Below are 14,976 nucleotides of genomic sequence, written 5' to 3'. Positions count from 1 at the left end.
TGTCCCGTATCAGGCGGTTACGCGTTCAATGGCATCGATGAGTTTTGCAGGGTCGAACGGCTTGACAATCCAGCCGGTCGCACCGGCCTGACGGGCGCGGTTCTTCTTTTCTGCATCGCTTTCAGTCGTCAGAACGAGGATCGGGATAGCCCGATATTTCTCGTTGCGGCGCACACCTTCGATAAAGCCGAAACCATCAAGACGGGGCATGTTGATGTCAGTCACGATGACATCGGGGTTGCTCTGTTCCAGCACCTCGAGGCCTTCAACGCCATCTTCGGCCTGAATGGTCTCAAAACCGGCATTGTTGAGCGTGACCAGGAGCATGTTCCTGATCGTCCGGGAATCATCCACGGTGAGAACTTTTTTCTTCACTTTTGCATCTCCTTGGGGAGCAAATGGTCAATATCGACGCCTATCAGTTTCATGGTCTTGTCGAATGCATCGGACACCCTGGCAAAACCGAAGGGCTTGCCGTCCTCCTCCCAGGATTTCGCGCCGGCCATCAGGACCTGGACGCAAAGCGCGCCAATGCGCTCCACCTCGGACGCATCGACCGACAAAGGTGCTCCTCTCAGCGTCATCAGCTTGCCTTGCAGCGCCGATGCTTCATTGAGATCCAGCACCGGTGACAGTTTCAGCGTCGCCTCAGCTGCTTTTCTGGCTGCCATTACATGACTCCTTGGCGTCTGAATTGTTGGTAATCCTGGCCGTAATCCGTGCGGTTATCCGCACGGGCCATAAATGATGTGTCCTGACGGTCCGCCACGGCCATTGCCGCCGCCTGACCCTGACGGGCGATGCGGAACTCGCGAATGGTGCGGCCCAGTTGCAGAATGACAGTGTGTAGCGCGTCTGCCTCGCAGGAGCCTTCGCCGATCTCGTTTGCGATCCGGCCGGCCTGCCGCTGCTGTTCGCTAATATCGGCAGCGACCGTTTTCAGGTCATCGGCCTGTGCAGACGTATGCCGGGAAACTTCGGCGATCATGTCGTTGATGCCGGACACCTGCCGGACGACGCCGCCGATTGCTTCCTGCGTGCGGTTCACCATGCGAACACCGCCCTCGACCTGCGTCTTGGTGGTGCCGACAAGGCTCTTGATTTCCCTTGCGGCGTCGGCGGAACGCTGGGCGAGTGCCCGGACTTCCTGTGCGACGACGGCGAAACCGCGGCCGCTTTCACCCGCACGCGCCGCCTCGATGCCGGCGTTGAGGGCGAGAAGGTTGGTCTGGAAAGCAATCTCGTCGATCGTGCCGATGATCCTGCCGATGTGCTCGGCGGATTGTTCGATGTCAGACATGGCGTCGATCGCCTCGCCGATTGCCTTGCCGCTTTCGACAGCCGCGTCGCGGGCGCAGGAAACCGCCGTTTCCGTCGCCGATATGCGGGTGCCGTTTTCGGCGAGGTTCCCGATCATCGCCTGAAGCGCGCGGGAGGTCTCGGCAAGGGCTTCTGCCTGCTGGCCGGAACGTTCTGCGATGGAGCGACCGATATCGGCGAAGCGGGCGCTGAGCGTCTCGGCGTCGCCGATACCCTGCTGCGCGGAGGTCAGCGATGCGCCGATCGTTTCAAGCGCCGCGTTGAAGGAGGCGGCAACATCGCGATAGGCTTCCGGCAGATCGCCGCCGATACGCGCCTTAAGATCGCCGGCGGCAAAGGCCGTCAGCGCCGCACCCAGCAATGTCGCTGCTTCCGAACGGTCATTGTCGCGCTGTTCCGCAAGTTCCCGGCCGTGACGCAGGCGTAATTCATTAAAGCGCAGCGAGACGGCGATCTCCGTATCGACCATCACCAGACGGACGATGTTCTTCACAGCTTCGGCCAGTTCACGGCTCTTCTTGCGGCTGCCGGGCAGGATGGAGCGCGGCGCGTGCTCAGTCACCAACCCACCGAGCAGATGTTCCAGAACGATGGCGTGGCTGGCGATCTGCCAGCGTGGATCGAGACCCATGCGGCCGGCATTGTCGGAAAGAACCTTCACCCGCTCGGCATAAAGCGCATCGAAACGCGCATCCGTTAGCACACTCCAGTGCGAGGATTGCAGATCGTGCAGGCGATCAAGCTGGTTTTCGCTTTCGAAAGACGGAGAACAGTCGGGCATCGACTGAAAACGGTTCATCACGTCCCGCAGGCCGGCCTTGACGTAAGGCTCCAGCATGCTGCGATAATTGCGCAGGAAATCGGATTGCGTCTCATCGAGGCCGGCAAAACGCAACCGTCCCGCCAGGCTTGCACCTGCCGATCTGCGCGCTTGATCTGATGGCAAGTCCTGCCCCAACCGACGTCCCCAACAACATGACGGCCGGTAAAACCCGGCCAATTGGCCAAGGTTCAGAACGCCAGCACCCTAAGGGGGATTTTTGAACGAACATACCCATCGCGGACGATGCGGCATCGACGCTTGCCTGACCTTCTTGAACCAAGAAACGAAAATACCGGATCGGCACCGGTACGGCAGTGCGGCGTCATGCCTGGAAGGGGAGAGAACCCCATTCCGCCGTGGAAATACCATCAATCTTTATGGTTAATTCCTTGCTTGAAAGTTAAGAAACATCAGCTCCAGCGTCAAACGGTAAAATTTGTAAAAGCTTTTAGCCATTGCCGCCCTCACTTTGCCGCAAACGGGCAAAAACGAAAAGGAATCGGCCATTGCGGGCGGTTTTTCCGGCCTGTGCGCTGGACAAGCGCCTGCGGCTTCCCCTAAAACAAATCAACGGGATATTCGCTGAGCGGTGATGCTTTAAAGAGACCTTTACGATCAAGGAGATGCCAACTTGTTATGGATGGAGAAATGCCGCCGTTCAAGGCGCCATCCGCAAGTGTTGATCGGCATCATGGTCGCAAGCCTGCTCGTCATGATAGGCTTCCAGGCACCATCCGGCATCAAGACCCTTTCCAAGACCAGCCGTCTGGAGAGATTGCAGACCGTCGATCTCAACCGTTCCCTCACTCTTCGCGACAGGGATTGCGATAGCGGCTGCAAGGCCGGGGATACCAGCTCGGGTCTTCGCCCCGGCAACTTCCCCTCGCCCGCTTTGCGGATCGCCGTTGACGCCGGGCCGGCCGTTGCATCTGTTGCCGTCGCGCCACAAGCTTTCCGAGACTTTGCGAGCGTGGTTCCAAGAGCACCCCCGCATATTATCTATTAGTCATTCCGGCGGTCCTCATCATTCGGCTCTCATGAGCCTTGAGGGATCGGAGTCGTCGGAAACCCGCCGTAGACTCCAATTCCAGAGAAAAACCACCGCTGCATATGACACTTGCAACCATTCTTCCATTTATTGTCGCATTGCCCTTTGTCGGCGCCATTCTGACGGCTTTCATGCCGCGCGATGGCGCAGCCGCCGGCCCCGCCTCCGTTGCAGGCGGCGTCGCCCTTTTCGGTCTCATCAGCAGCGTCTTTCTTTATTCGACTGTCAGCGACGGCGGCGCGCTGAAATACGATGTGGAATGGCTGCCGCAGCTCGGGCTGAATTTCACCCTGCGGCTGGACGGGTTTGCCTGGATCTTCGCAATCCTCATTACCGGCATCGGCCTGCTCGTGGTGCTCTACGCCCGTTATTACATGTCGGCCAAGGATCCAATCCCGCGGTTTTTCGCCTTCTTCCTCGCCTTCATGGGCTCGATGCTCGGCGTGGTCCTGTCCGGCAACGTCATCCTGCTGTCGATCTTCTGGGAAATGACCAGCATCTTCTCGTTTTTGCTGATCGGCTACTGGCACCAGAACGCCGGCGCGCGCGACGGCGCCCGCATGGCGCTGACCGTGACCGGCATAGGCGGATTCAGCCTCCTGGCCGGACTTCTCATCCTCGGCCATATGGCGGGAAGCTACGATCTGGACAAGATCATCGAGGCCGGGGCCGCGATCCGCGCCCATTCCCTCTATCTGCCGGCACTTATTCTCATTCTTGGCGGCGCGTTGACCAAAAGCGCGCAGTTTCCCTTCCATTTCTGGCTGCCCAACGCCATGGCAGCGCCCACACCGGTTTCCGCCTATCTGCATTCGGCGACCATGGTGAAGGCGGGGGTTTTCCTGCTCGCGCGGTTCTGGCCGGTGCTGGCAGGCACGCCGGAATGGTTCTGGCTGGTGGGCGTGGCCGGCATCATCACGCTGCTGCTCGGCGCTTATTTCGCCATGTTCCAGCAGGACCTGAAAGGCCTGCTCGCTTATTCGACCATCAGCCACCTCGGCCTTATCACTACTCTGCTGAGCCTCGGCAGCCCGCTTGCGGCAGTTGCGGCCATCTTCCACATGGTCAACCACGCCACCTTCAAGGCCTCGCTGTTCATGGCGGCCGGCATCATCGACCATGAAACCGGCACCCGCGACATGCGGCGCTTAAGCGGGCTTTATACCTATATGCCGGCAACGGCGACGCTTGCCATGGCGGCCAGTGCGGCCATGGCCGGCGTGCCGCTGTTCAACGGCTTCCTTTCCAAGGAAATGTTCTTTGCCGAGGCCGTCGAGACCCATGCCGATTCACTCCTGGACCGGGCGCTGCCCTATGTCGCGACGCTATCGGGCGCTTTCGCCGTCGCCTATTCGCTGCGCTTCATCCACACCGTCTTCTTCGGCCCCAAGCCCGTCGATCTGCCCAACCCAAATCCGCACGAGCCGCCGCGCTGGATGCGTTTCCCGATCGAGTTCCTGGTTTTCGCCTGCCTGATCGTCGGCATCGTTCCGAGCCTCTCCATCGGCCCGTTCCTGCATTCGTCCGTGCTTTCCGTGCTCGGCGACCAGACGCCCGTCTACAGCCTGTCGATCTGGCACGGTTTCAACCTGCCGCTCATCATGAGTATCGCGGCACTTATCGGCGGTGTGACGATCTATGCGCTGCTCGGCGGTTATTTCTCGCGCTGCGACGACGGTCCGCCGGTTTTCCGGCATTTACGGGGACAGCGCATCTTTGAGCGCATTCTCGTCACCGTGTCCTGGAAGTGGGCGCGGTGGCTGGAAAGCACGCTCGGCACGCGGCGTCTGCAGCCGCAGCTGAGACTTCTCATCCTCGTGGCGCTTCTTGCCGGTTTCTCGCCACTATTCCTTTCGGAATTCTCCCTGTCGCTGCCGCGCGTGACGACCTTTGATCCGATCTTCGCCATCCTTTGGCTGATCGGCATGATTGCCGCGCTGGGTGCCGCCTGGCAGGCGAAATATCATCGCCTCGCCGCCCTCATCATGCTCGGCGTCTCCGGGCTCGTCACCTGCCTCACCTTCATCTGGCTTTCCGCGCCGGATCTGGCGATCACCCAGCTGCTGGTCGAGATCGTCACCACGGTTCTCATCCTGCTTGGTCTAAGGTGGCTGCCAAAACGCTTCGAGAAGGTCGATAGCAGCGACGAGCTGCCGGCGCAGCTTCGCCGCGCCCGCGATTTCCTGCTGGCGGCAGCCAGCGGTATCGGCATGTCCGTCATCGCTTACGCCGTCATGACCCTGCCGGTGCCGAACGCCATCGCCACCTATTTCCTGGAGCGCGCCTATACGGAAGGCGGCGGCACCAATGTCGTCAACGTCATCCTCGTCGACTTCCGTGGCTTTGACACATTCGGCGAGATCGCGGTGCTGGCCATCGTGGCGCTCACCGTCTTCGCCCTTCTTCGCCGTTTCCGCCCCGCGCATGAAAGCATCGGGGTGCCGGAACAGCAGCAGATGCAAAACGCCTTCGATGCCGAACGCCCTGATCGTAGCAAGGGCGATACGGTCCGCGACTATCTCTATGTGCCGTCGATCGTGATGCAGTGGATGTTCCCCGTTATCATCACCTTTTCGATCTTCCTGTTCATGCGCGGCCACGACATGCCGGGCGGCGGCTTTGCGGCCGGCATCACCATGGCGATTGCCTTCCTGCTGCAATATCTCGCCGGCGGGGCGCGCTGGGCGGAAGACCGCATTCGCATCCTGCCGCTGCGCTGGATGGGTTTCGGCCTTCTGATGGCGGCGGCGACGGGTATCGGCTCCTGGTATTTCGGCTACCCGTTCCTGACCTCCTATTTCCAGTATACGGAGATACCCTATATCGGCAAAATGCCGACGGCATCCGCCCTGCTGTTCGATCTCGGCGTCTTCTCGCTGGTCGTCGGCTCCACCGTTCTTATCCTGATAGCACTGGCACACCAATCGTTGCGTAACTACCGCGTTCGCACGCCTGACGCCGCAAAAGCGGAGGACGTGTAATGGAACTCATTCTTGCAATCGGCATCGGCATCATGACCGGCTCCGGCGTGTGGCTTATCCTGCGCCCACGTACCTATCAGGTCATCGTCGGGCTTTCGCTTTTGTCTTACGCCGTCAATCTCTTCATCTTCGGCGTCGGCGGCATCAAGACCAATGCGCCGCCAGTGCTGGTCAACGGCGTCGACAGTTCGACACTCGCCGACCCCGTGCCGCAGGCGCTGGTGCTGACGGCTATCGTCATCGGCTTTGCGACCACCGCATTGTTCCTCGTCGTGCTGCTCGCCGCCCGCGGCCTTACCGGCACCGACCATGTGGACGGGAGGGAGTCGAAATGATGTCGTTCCCCTTCCACATCGTCATCGCCCCCATTCTGGTGCCGCTGATCACCGCAGCACTTCTGCTGTTCTTCGATGAGCGCCAGCGCGTGGCGAAAGCCGCGATCAGCCTTACCTCGACCGTCCTGTTGCTGATCGTCGCCATCCTGCTGTTCCGCGAGGTGAACTCGACGGTCAATACCGAGATCGCCGCTGTGGTGTCGAGCGGCGTCTATCTGCTCGGCAACTGGCCCGCCCCCTTCGGCATCGTGCTTGTGGCCGATCGCCTCTCCGGGCTTATGGTGCTTTTGACCGCGCTGCTTGCCATTCCGTCGCTGATCTATTCGATGGCGAAATGGCATAAGGCCGGCGCACATTTCCATTCGCTGTTCCAGATGATGCTGATGGGGGTCAATGGCGCGTTTCTGACCGGCGACCTCTTCAATCTCTTCGTGTTCTTCGAAGTGATGCTGGCGGCCTCCTACGGCCTGCTGCTGCATGGCTCCGGCCAGCAGCGTGTGAAGGCCGGGCTGCATTACATCGCCATCAACCTCGTCGCGGCGCTGTTTTTCCTGATCGGCGTCAGCCTCATCTATGGCGTCACCGGCACGCTGAACATGGGCGACCTTGCCCACCGTATCGAGGGGCTGAACCCAGACCAGCGCATGCTGCTGGAAACCGGCGCTGCGGTGCTTGGCATTGCGTTTCTGGTCAAGGCCGGCATGTGGCCGCTGAATTTCTGGCTGCCTTCCGCCTATGGCTCAGCGTCTGCCCCGGTTGGCGGTCTGTTTGCGATCATGAGCAAGGTCGGCATTTATGTCATCGCCCGCCTGTCCTTCCTGCTTTTCGGGCAGACGGCCGGCGAATCCGCCGGCTTCGGCCATGACGCACTGCTGGTCGGCGGCATCGCCACCATCATCTTCGGGGCCATCGGCGTCCTGGCGTCGCAGGCGCTTGGGCGGCTGGCCGGGTTTTCGGTTCTGGTATCGTCGGGAACGCTTCTGGCCGCCATGGGCACCGGCAATCCGACGGTGGCGGCTGGCGCGCTTTATTATATGGTCAGTTCCACGCTCACCATCAGCGCCTTTTTCATGCTGATCGAACTCGTCGAGCGCGGGCAGGATGCGGGCGCGAACGTTCTCGCCGTCACGATGGAAGCCTATGGCGAGGGTGAAGACGAGGAAGAGGAGGAAGAAGTCGGCGTGACCATGCCCGCCACCATGGCGGTGCTCGGCGCCTGCTTTGCCGCCTGCGGCATTCTTCTGGCCGGTCTGCCACCGCTCTCGGGTTTCATCGCCAAATTCTCGATGCTGACCGCCATTCTCAACCCTTCGGGGCTCGGCGCCAATGACAGCGTTTCCACGCTTTCCTGGTGGCTGGTTTTCCTGATCGTCTTTGCCGGTTTCGCCTCGCTGATCTCGATGACGCGCGCCGGCATCCGCACCTTCTGGGCATCCATCGAGGGAACCGTGCCGCGCGTTCTCGTCATCGAAATCGCGCCCGTGATGCTGCTGCTTGGCCTTACGCTTGCCATGACCGTGCAGGCAGGGCCGGTGATGCGTTACATGCAGGAGACGGCGCGTATTCTCGATCTGCCGGCAAGCTATATTCAGGGCGTCATTTCCGCGCCAAGAGCGGGCAGCAACCCGGAGGCGGAGCCATGATGAGCCGTCTCCTCCCCTACCCGCTGCTGACGGTTTCGCTGATCTTCTTCTGGATGACGATCAACAGCTTTTCGCCCGGACACCTGCTGCTCGGCACCGCCGTAGCACTCATCGCCTCCTGGGCGATGGCGTCGCTCAGGCCAGCCAAACCGCGTATCCGCAACTGGCACAGGCTGGTGCAGCTGATCCTGATCGTGCTTTACGATATTATCAGGTCCAATATCTCGGTCGTGAAGATCATCCTGTTCAAGCGCGAAAGGGACCGTAAATCCGGCTTCCTGGCGGTGCCGCTCGATATTCGCGATCCCATGGCGCTGGCCATTCTGGCAACGATCCTGACCTCGACGCCGGGCAGCGCCTGGCTTGAATATAATTCCAGCCAGGGCACGCTCCTCCTCCACGTTCTCGACGATGTGGATGAGGCGGCGTGGATAAGCCTCATCAAGAACCGTTATGAAAAACTGCTGATGGAGATATTCGAATGAGTTCGATTATCCTTTTCTGGTCCTTTTCGCTGGCGCAGCTGATGCTGGCCATCGCCATGGCGATTTCGGTCTATCGCATCGCCATCGGCCCGCGGGCGCAGGACCGCGTGCTGGGCGTGGATACGCTCTATGTCAACGCCATGCTGCTTCTTTTGACCTTCGGCCTGCGCACCGGCAACGACATCTATTTCGAAGCCTCGCTGCTGATCGCCATCCTCGGCTTCGTCTCCACCGTCGCCCTTTCCAAATTCATGATGCGTGGCGAGGTGATCGAATGAACAGTGCCGCAGAATTTCCGCTCTGGGCCGCCATTCTCGTGGCTTTCTTTGTGCTGCTGGGCGCTTCGCTGACGCTGATCGGCACCATCGGCTTTGCCAAGCTGAACAGCTTCTACGAGCGCCTGCACGCGCCCACACTCGGCACCAGCTGGGGCACCGGCGGCATCGTCATGGCCTCGATCATCTATTTCTCCGTCTCCGGCGACCGCTTCGCCTTCCACGAAATCTTCATCGGCATTTTCATGACGGTGACGACGCCGGTGTCGCTGATGCTACTCGGCCGGGCCGCGCTTTATCGGGACCGGGCGGAGCAGAATACGGATAATCGGGAGCATCTTTAAAGCGTCGGATTATTTTGTCCGGCAGTTCGCCACGGCCTCGATTGCGATGGCCATCACTTCCAGATCGCTTTCCTTCAGCACATTTGCCGCCGAAGCGATTTTTGCTTTCAGCAGATCATCGGCGGTCAACGCGGCTGTTTTCTTTTCGAAATCAAGCAATGCGTTCGGAGTGCTATCCAGAACGGTCGCTATCCGAACGAGCGTCGCCAGATCAGGCTCCCTTCGGCCCATGATGTAATTGCCGTAACGACGCTCCGTAAGCCCCGCTCGGCGGGCAACTTCGGCATTGGAGAGACCAAGCTCCTTCGCGCGCTTTTTCAGATTTGCTGCAAATGATTCCATAGGAACAGATTGTTCCTGACAGAAACCACGGGTCTATGTACATTATGGCGTTAACGATCACGTCATTATAGGTAGGCTATGCCGCTCAGCGCCGATTATCTCTATCTCATCGCGGGCTGCAGTTTCGTCCTAGCAGCTTACCTCTGGCTCGAATGGCAGACCCGCATTCGACCCCTGCTCTTATCAAGCTCGGAGATTAAACGCCTTGCCGATAACCTGACTGAACGACATGGCGAGCGCGCGGAGGAATTCGCGTCAATGGAAGAAGACCGGGCGTGGCGCTATTCGCGAAGCTTCGAGCAGGGCAAATGGCGACGTGTGCGCAGAGAGCTTGAGTGCCGCAACAATATCCCATAGCAGGATAATTCAGGATCGACCCTTGGCACCGAGATTTTGAGATTTTTCGGCACATGACAAAGTCTACGCATACACCCGAGTATCGGCTTCTTGTTGAGATACTAACCGACACGCGGCGAAAAGCAGGGTTAACCCAGCAGCAAGTCGCAGATCGGCTGGGTAAGCCACAGTCCTATGTCGCAAAGGCCGAAGGGGCTGAAAGACGCATAGATGTCGTTGAGTTTGCAAAACTGTCGGCGGCGATGGATCAAGACCCGATAGCGCTTCTCCACCTTTTACTCGAGCGGATAAAATAACAGCGCTCTCCTCTCCGATCAAAACTGTTTCGAAGCAATAACCTTGCGAAAAGTGAGGGAAATTCGCCTGTCTCGGGCTGTCCTAACTCCGTTCACGATATCCGATTTTCGAGCCGGAATTTCATGAGTCAACCCGTAGCGGCCAGCGTCTCTTAGCAAGACGCCGGAGCGAGGTTGAAGCAAGACGCCGCATATGGCTGGTCCACGCAATTCGCGGAAAACCATCTCGCATGTGGATAAAAGGCTTATCGATACGATCCCATCGTCAAAACAGGGAACACAGTCGACATGGGCGCTAATACCCTGCCCCGGAAGATATTCATTAGCGATAACCTGATCGGGCAAATCCCGGCAATATCCTGCGGTAACTAACCGCTCCGCGAACACGCCAAGCCATGGCGGCAACGGCCCGAGATATGCATCCGCGGTAACAGCGCGCGCCTTATAGTCGTACCGATAACCGAAATGCTGCACGCGACGTTTCAACTCCGTGCTCCACGCACCCGCATCCAGTCTGTCGGTGACGGCGGCCTCCTCCTCTGGAGAAAGAAAGCCATCAAAATAGACAATGCCGGGCGGTAGAAGAGGTGGGCTTGTGACACGATCCATTTGCGGGCTGCTCTCCAACTGCCTGCAACAAACAGGGTTGGCCCATGGCTACACCGGGCCTGTCAAAAGCATATGATGGCGGTAGCTACTCATCGAAATTTGCTTGCAAATGGACAAGTCGCCAAGCACGCAATTCGTCAACAATGCTATTGAGAGAAATGGTGCCCGGAGGCGGATTTGAACCACCGACACGCGGATTTTCAAGCCGCGCCTGTCGAGCCGAAAACAGCACCTTACGAAGAAATTTCTGTCAAACCCGCCATCGAAAGTCAAGCACTTAGCGGGCATTTGTCAAACGCTCTGGACACCGTTCAAGCCCGCGTAAAAGAGGCCGCGTTGTGGCTTAGCCTCAACCCCATGACCCTGCACCCGGTCGTCACGATCCGCCGCCGCTTTGCCTTGACCGTCATGGAAGCAGCGGAAGCCGCGAAGCTCGCTCACTCCCTGTCTAAGCCGGGAGCAAGCGAATGACGAACTATCAAGCGTCTGCGGCGCTCCTTCGTACTCGCATCGTTGCCCGCTCCGCACGCGCGCACGATGATTATTTCGAAACTGGCGCAGGCACGAAGCCCGCATCCAAGGTCTACGAGAAACAGGCGTCCGCCCGTGCCGCTGAACGCGTGGTGCAGCAGGCGCGCCGCAAGCGCGTGACCAGCGAAGAGCGCTCCAAGGAAATCCAGCGCCGCCGGAAATGGGCGAGCGGTGGCAATATGCCTCCTGAAATCCGCGCCTGCTACTCTGAGGCCGAACGTGCCGCGCTCGCTGTCATTGCAGATCGTTGCCGCAAGAAGGGCTTCTGCGACCTGTGCCTTGACGAGATCGCCCGCGTGGCTGGCGTCGGTCGGACTTCGGTGCAGAACGCTATCCGCAAGGCGCGCTCCAAGGGCTTCGAGCATATCTCGGTTCGCGAGCGTCCGCAGACCTTCGGCAAGAACCTGACGAACATCATCAAGATCATTTCGAAGTCGTGGGGCAGCTGGATCATCCGGGCGATAGGGTTCAAAGGTTTGAACACTTCAGTGAGTAAGGTAAAAACCTCTCTCTTCGAGACTGCCGAAAAGGAAAAAACGGCTTTTGAGAGGGTGTATGCGGCTTCCGCCCGAAACCCCTCAAATCGGCCTGACCAGCGGCAAGCGCAGCCGAGCATGAACCGCACTGGTTGGTGGCAAGCTTCCACCGCAGCGCATGGCTAGAGGCTGGACCGATGGCCAATCTCGATAGGAATACAATCACGAAACTGCGGAAGCTCTTGCCCCTGCTGGCAAGTGACCATGCTGGCGAGGTTGCCGCGACCGTGGCCGCAATCATGCGGACGCTGGAAAGCGCTGGAGCTTGCCTGCACGATCTGGTGGCGCTGATCGACAAGCCGCCGCGCGTTGTCGAGAAGGTTGTGTATCGGGACCGGGAACCAGAGCCGAAGGCAGAACCGGCCCGTTCGCCGGTCTCTGCGGTCTACATCATCGAGACAGGGCGCATGCTGCTCAACGCGGCGTTCCTCCATGACCGCGAGCGGACGTTTGTGAGCAACATGGTGGTGCGCGCCGAACTCTCTGGTGATCAGTTCACCATGACGGTCAAGCAACACATCTGGTTTCGCGAGTTGGAGACCCGACATCGCGAAATGGAGGCGGCGCATGCGTGACCGGCTGTCCCTCTCCCCCCTCATGGGTCCTTCCCAGAAAGGAGGTGACTAGCGGGTGTGGGGCAGCCCGGCGTTTGCCTCGCTGCAAGTGTTTCCAAGGGGGTTCCACCGCCAAATGCGTGGAATCGGAATCAAGATTTACTAGGAGAAAATTCTAACGATGGGTACTCAACAAAGCAGCTTACGAATTTCGCTGATTGACGATGCAACCGGCCCTGCAAGGCATATCGGTCGGGCGCTGAATAACCTGCGGGCCGAGGCCGTTTCCTCCTTTGCGCCGATGCGTGGTCTGATCGGACAGGTTGCGGCGCTCGGCGCTGGCTATTTCGGCGTCTCTGAGGGCTTCAAGGCCACAGCAGGCGCGGCCATGAGCTTCGAGTCTGCCTTTGCAGACGTGAAAAAGGTTGTCGAAGCCAACGAAGAACAGTTTGAAAACATGCGGCGCAGCATCCGGGAAATGTCCGGCGAAATCCCGCTTGCCGCAAACGACATTGCCGCTCTCTTCGCTGCGGCGGGTGAGAGTGGAATCGCAACGGCCGATCTCAAGAATTTCGCTGAAATGGCCGCACGCGTTGGAATCGCATTTGACCTCGGCGCGGCGGAAGCGGGCGAAAGCCTCGCCAAGCTGAAAACGCAATTGGGCCTGACCGTGGCCGAAACCGGTGACATGGCCGATGCGATCAACCACCTTTCGAACAACATGGCTTCGAAGGCGAAGGACGTTACCGAGTTCATGTTGCGCGTCGGCTCCATGGGTGAAATGAGCGGTTTCGTCAAAGAGGATTTGGCGGCGATGGGTAGCGCCATGATTGCCGCCGGATCGGATGCCAGCACGGCGGGAACGGCGATGAAAAACGTCATGCGCGCGCTGACCCGTGGTGACTTCGCCAAAAAATCGCAGCGGGACGCCGCCAAGGCACTCGGGCTGCATCTGCCGTCCATCGCCAAGGATATGCAGAAAGACGCGAAAGGGACCATGCGCAAGGTGCTGACCGCGATTGCAAAAGCGCCGAAGCACCAACAAACGGGCCTCCTTTCCGAATTCTTCGGTGACGAGGCCAGCGCCTTCATGCCACTGGTGGGCAACATCCAGTTGCTGGATCAGGCGCTTGGGAGCGTGGCCGACCGCACGAAATACGCGGGTTCGGCGTTCAATGAGTACATCCAGCGCGCAAACACCACGCAGAATGTGCTGGAACTACTCGGCAACAAGGCTTCGAACGTCTTTGCGGAAATGGGTGACAACATGTTGCCGACGATCCGCGAGGGCGCGAAGGGGATCAGCGATGTCCTGGACACGCTTGGCAATCGTGTCAGCATTCTCGATGAGGTGACGACCAGCGTTAAAGGCTTTGCGCAGGGCTTCGGTTATACCGGCGGGATGCGCGAACTGATGAATGACATCGGCGACAATCTCTTTGGGGCCGTCGATCCGAACGCCGCCGACAAACTCGGGCGTGTTTTCGTAGAGGCGAAGGAATGGGGCAAATCCATTCGCGAGTTGAACGACGCCATCAAAGAAAACCCTATCACCAAGTTTTTCGCGGATATGTCCGGCTACGGCTTCCAGATTTTCGCGTGGGGAACGGGTATCGGGCTGTTGGCGGGTTCGGTCAGAAAGCTGGCTAAAGCTCTCTTCCTCCTTTCCGGCGCAAGCACCATTCTTTCCGTGCTCAAAACGGTCGGCTCCATCGCCTCGATCTTCCCCGGCAATAAACCGCCTATCCTGCCGGGCGTACCGGAAACAAAAACGACCTCGCCGGGATCGTCGCGCCCGTCGCGTATTCCCGGTGGCAGGCCCGGCACGTCCGGCCCGTGGGGAACTGTACCGCCGAAAAGCCTGTTGCCTGACGGGGCATTGGTAAAAAGCTCGGGCGTTTCCGGTCTTGGTTCGCCGTACAAGCCCACTGTGCCGCCGTCGATCCTGACTGAGCTTCAATCAGCCGCAAAAGGTTGGGGTAGCGGCATCATGAAAGGTGGCGTTCCCGCGTTGCTCGGGCTGGCAGGCGAATACGGTATCCGCCAAGGTTTCCAAGGCGTCTACGGTCAAAACTATCGGGAGCCGCCGGGCATCGGGGAATCCTTCTCCGGCTGGTGGGATACGATGACGAACCGCAAGACGTGGCTAGGCGATGCAGCGAATGATGGTTTCAGCTTTCGGAAGCATTCGAGCATCGAGATCCCCGACCGCCCTTTGCGCATTGATTCATCGTCTATCGACAGAATGAATACGCCGAATGGTACGCAGGATGTTCGCGTGACAAACCAGCAGCCGCCGAATGTGACGTTCTACGTCAATAACAATATTTCCGGCGTGACGGACCCCAACGCGGCGGCAAAAGCGGCGGTTGATTATCTGAATGGTGAGGTTTCGGCCAAGATGGAAGCGCTGCTTTCGGATTGATCTCGTTTCCCCAACTTTGCGAAGCCAATTTCAAGTCGCCAAGTTGGCGACTTGAATTCTAAAACGGAAAAA

General features: G+C 59.2%; 17 protein-coding genes. 12 read left to right on the top strand and 5 right to left on the bottom strand.

What is annotated here, in order from left to right; all coding sequences use genetic code 11:
- Window positions 1-9: 9 nt before the first annotated feature.
- The 3 genes from cheY1 to CFBP6623_RS00915 are packed head-to-tail and all read right to left on the bottom strand — an operon-like array spanning window position 10 to window position 2,266.
- A complete protein-coding gene (cheY1, locus tag CFBP6623_RS00925; protein WP_004439870.1) occupies window positions 10-375 on the bottom strand; it encodes a chemotaxis response regulator CheY1 in 366 nt (121 codons plus the stop codon).
- On the bottom strand, window positions 372-671 hold the full coding sequence (locus tag CFBP6623_RS00920; RefSeq protein WP_046800552.1) for an STAS domain-containing protein: 300 nt from the start codon (window positions 669-671) through the stop codon (window positions 372-374). The genes cheY1 and CFBP6623_RS00920 overlap by 4 nt, the downstream gene beginning before the upstream one ends.
- A complete protein-coding gene (locus CFBP6623_RS00915) occupies window positions 671-2,266 on the bottom strand; it encodes a globin-coupled sensor protein (protein WP_232370423.1) in 1,596 nt (531 codons plus the stop codon). Before CFBP6623_RS00915 ends, CFBP6623_RS00920 begins: the two co-directional genes overlap by 1 nt.
- A 517-nt stretch (window positions 2,267-2,783) precedes the next feature.
- Here CFBP6623_RS00915 and CFBP6623_RS00910 point away from each other — a divergent pair.
- The 7 genes from CFBP6623_RS00910 (at window position 2,784) to mnhG (ending at window position 9,254) form a co-directional block, all read left to right on the top strand.
- Complete coding sequence (locus CFBP6623_RS00910) at window positions 2,784-3,149, top strand: hypothetical protein (protein WP_046800550.1); 366 nt, start codon at window positions 2,784-2,786, stop codon at window positions 3,147-3,149.
- A 104-nt stretch (window positions 3,150-3,253) separates the two neighbouring features.
- Entirely contained in the window at window positions 3,254-6,172 is a 2,919-nt protein-coding gene (locus CFBP6623_RS00905) for a monovalent cation/H+ antiporter subunit A (protein ID WP_046800549.1), read from the top strand.
- Complete coding sequence (locus CFBP6623_RS00900; RefSeq protein WP_003493763.1) at window positions 6,172-6,507, top strand: Na+/H+ antiporter subunit C; 336 nt, start codon at window positions 6,172-6,174, stop codon at window positions 6,505-6,507. The genes CFBP6623_RS00905 and CFBP6623_RS00900 overlap by 1 nt, the downstream gene beginning before the upstream one ends.
- On the top strand, window positions 6,504-8,150 hold the full coding sequence (locus tag CFBP6623_RS00895; RefSeq protein WP_046800548.1) for a monovalent cation/H+ antiporter subunit D: 1,647 nt from the start codon (window positions 6,504-6,506) through the stop codon (window positions 8,148-8,150). The genes CFBP6623_RS00900 and CFBP6623_RS00895 overlap by 4 nt, the downstream gene beginning before the upstream one ends.
- Entirely contained in the window at window positions 8,147-8,635 is a 489-nt protein-coding gene (locus tag CFBP6623_RS00890; protein ID WP_046800547.1) for a Na+/H+ antiporter subunit E, read from the top strand. The genes CFBP6623_RS00895 and CFBP6623_RS00890 overlap by 4 nt, the downstream gene beginning before the upstream one ends.
- Window positions 8,632-8,913 carry a K+/H+ antiporter subunit F gene (locus tag CFBP6623_RS00885; protein WP_046800546.1) on the top strand — a complete coding sequence of 94 codons (282 nt, stop codon included), beginning with the start codon at window positions 8,632-8,634 and terminating at the stop codon, window positions 8,911-8,913. The genes CFBP6623_RS00890 and CFBP6623_RS00885 overlap by 4 nt, the downstream gene beginning before the upstream one ends.
- On the top strand, window positions 8,910-9,254 hold the full coding sequence (gene mnhG / locus CFBP6623_RS00880) for a monovalent cation/H(+) antiporter subunit G (RefSeq protein ID WP_046800545.1): 345 nt from the start codon (window positions 8,910-8,912) through the stop codon (window positions 9,252-9,254). Before CFBP6623_RS00885 ends, mnhG begins: the two co-directional genes overlap by 4 nt.
- A 9-nt stretch (window positions 9,255-9,263) precedes the next feature.
- Here mnhG and CFBP6623_RS00875 read toward each other — a convergent pair whose 3' ends face one another.
- A complete protein-coding gene (locus tag CFBP6623_RS00875; protein WP_046800544.1) occupies window positions 9,264-9,596 on the bottom strand; it encodes a helix-turn-helix domain-containing protein in 333 nt (110 codons plus the stop codon).
- Between the two features lie 410 nt (window positions 9,597-10,006).
- Between CFBP6623_RS00875 and CFBP6623_RS00870 the strand changes: the two genes are divergently transcribed.
- Entirely contained in the window at window positions 10,007-10,249 is a 243-nt protein-coding gene (locus tag CFBP6623_RS00870) for a helix-turn-helix domain-containing protein (RefSeq protein WP_046800543.1), read from the top strand.
- A gap of 18 nt (window positions 10,250-10,267) precedes the next feature.
- On the opposite strand, the gene CFBP6623_RS00865 is transcribed toward CFBP6623_RS00870, so the two are convergent.
- Complete coding sequence (locus tag CFBP6623_RS00865) at window positions 10,268-10,858, bottom strand: alpha-ketoglutarate-dependent dioxygenase AlkB (protein ID WP_046800542.1); 591 nt, start codon at window positions 10,856-10,858, stop codon at window positions 10,268-10,270.
- A gap of 177 nt (window positions 10,859-11,035) precedes the next feature.
- On the opposite strand from CFBP6623_RS00865, the gene CFBP6623_RS00860 reads away from it, so the two are divergent.
- The 4 genes from CFBP6623_RS00860 to CFBP6623_RS00845 all read left to right on the top strand — a co-directional run bounded on the left by CFBP6623_RS00860 (window position 11,036) and on the right by CFBP6623_RS00845 (window position 14,904).
- The gene (locus CFBP6623_RS00860) at window positions 11,036-11,329 is read left to right on the top strand and encodes a hypothetical protein (RefSeq protein ID WP_080842302.1); all 294 of its coding nucleotides are present in this window, start codon (window positions 11,036-11,038) and stop codon (window positions 11,327-11,329) included.
- Window positions 11,326-12,051 carry a hypothetical protein gene (locus tag CFBP6623_RS00855; protein ID WP_080842303.1) on the top strand — a complete coding sequence of 242 codons (726 nt, stop codon included), beginning with the start codon at window positions 11,326-11,328 and terminating at the stop codon, window positions 12,049-12,051. Before CFBP6623_RS00860 ends, CFBP6623_RS00855 begins: the two co-directional genes overlap by 4 nt.
- An 11-nt stretch (window positions 12,052-12,062) precedes the next feature.
- On the top strand, window positions 12,063-12,500 hold the full coding sequence (locus CFBP6623_RS00850; protein WP_080842305.1) for a hypothetical protein: 438 nt from the start codon (window positions 12,063-12,065) through the stop codon (window positions 12,498-12,500).
- Window positions 12,501-12,660: 160 nt separating this feature from the next.
- Window positions 12,661-14,904, top strand: coding sequence for a phage tail tape measure protein (locus CFBP6623_RS00845; protein ID WP_080842306.1), 2,244 nt, complete (start codon window positions 12,661-12,663; stop codon window positions 14,902-14,904).
- Window positions 14,905-14,976: the final 72 nt, after the last annotated feature.

The sequence above is a fragment of the Agrobacterium tumefaciens genome (assembly GCF_005221385.1).
GTDB classification, from domain to species: Bacteria; Pseudomonadota; Alphaproteobacteria; order Rhizobiales; family Rhizobiaceae; genus Agrobacterium; species Agrobacterium tomkonis.
This window is presented reverse-complemented; position numbering and strand designations above follow the sequence as displayed.

What these genes read in the sequence shown, in the direction of transcription:
- CFBP6623_RS00910 (WP_046800550.1), top strand. Translation starts at nt 2,784, where the DNA reads ATGGAGAAATGCCGCCGTTCAAGGCGCCATCCGCAAGTGTTGATCGGC.
- CFBP6623_RS00905 (WP_046800549.1), top strand. Translation starts at nt 3,254, where the DNA reads ATGACACTTGCAACCATTCTTCCATTTATTGTCGCATTGCCCTTTGTC.
- CFBP6623_RS00870 (WP_046800543.1), top strand. Translation starts at nt 10,007, where the DNA reads ATGACAAAGTCTACGCATACACCCGAGTATCGGCTTCTTGTTGAGATA.
- CFBP6623_RS00890 (WP_046800547.1), top strand. Translation starts at nt 8,147, where the DNA reads ATGATGAGCCGTCTCCTCCCCTACCCGCTGCTGACGGTTTCGCTGATC.
- CFBP6623_RS00865 (WP_046800542.1), bottom strand. Translation starts at nt 10,858, where the DNA reads ATGGATCGTGTCACAAGCCCACCTCTTCTACCGCCCGGCATTGTCTAT.
- CFBP6623_RS00900 (WP_003493763.1), top strand. Translation starts at nt 6,172, where the DNA reads ATGGAACTCATTCTTGCAATCGGCATCGGCATCATGACCGGCTCCGGC.
- CFBP6623_RS00875 (WP_046800544.1), bottom strand. Translation starts at nt 9,596, where the DNA reads ATGGAATCATTTGCAGCAAATCTGAAAAAGCGCGCGAAGGAGCTTGGT.
- mnhG (WP_046800545.1), top strand. Translation starts at nt 8,910, where the DNA reads ATGAACAGTGCCGCAGAATTTCCGCTCTGGGCCGCCATTCTCGTGGCT.
- CFBP6623_RS00850 (WP_080842305.1), top strand. Translation starts at nt 12,063, where the DNA reads ATGGCCAATCTCGATAGGAATACAATCACGAAACTGCGGAAGCTCTTG.
- CFBP6623_RS00885 (WP_046800546.1), top strand. Translation starts at nt 8,632, where the DNA reads ATGAGTTCGATTATCCTTTTCTGGTCCTTTTCGCTGGCGCAGCTGATG.
- CFBP6623_RS00855 (WP_080842303.1), top strand. Translation starts at nt 11,326, where the DNA reads ATGACGAACTATCAAGCGTCTGCGGCGCTCCTTCGTACTCGCATCGTT.
- CFBP6623_RS00845 (WP_080842306.1), top strand. Translation starts at nt 12,661, where the DNA reads ATGGGTACTCAACAAAGCAGCTTACGAATTTCGCTGATTGACGATGCA.
- CFBP6623_RS00920 (WP_046800552.1), bottom strand. Translation starts at nt 671, where the DNA reads ATGGCAGCCAGAAAAGCAGCTGAGGCGACGCTGAAACTGTCACCGGTG.
- CFBP6623_RS00895 (WP_046800548.1), top strand. Translation starts at nt 6,504, where the DNA reads ATGATGTCGTTCCCCTTCCACATCGTCATCGCCCCCATTCTGGTGCCG.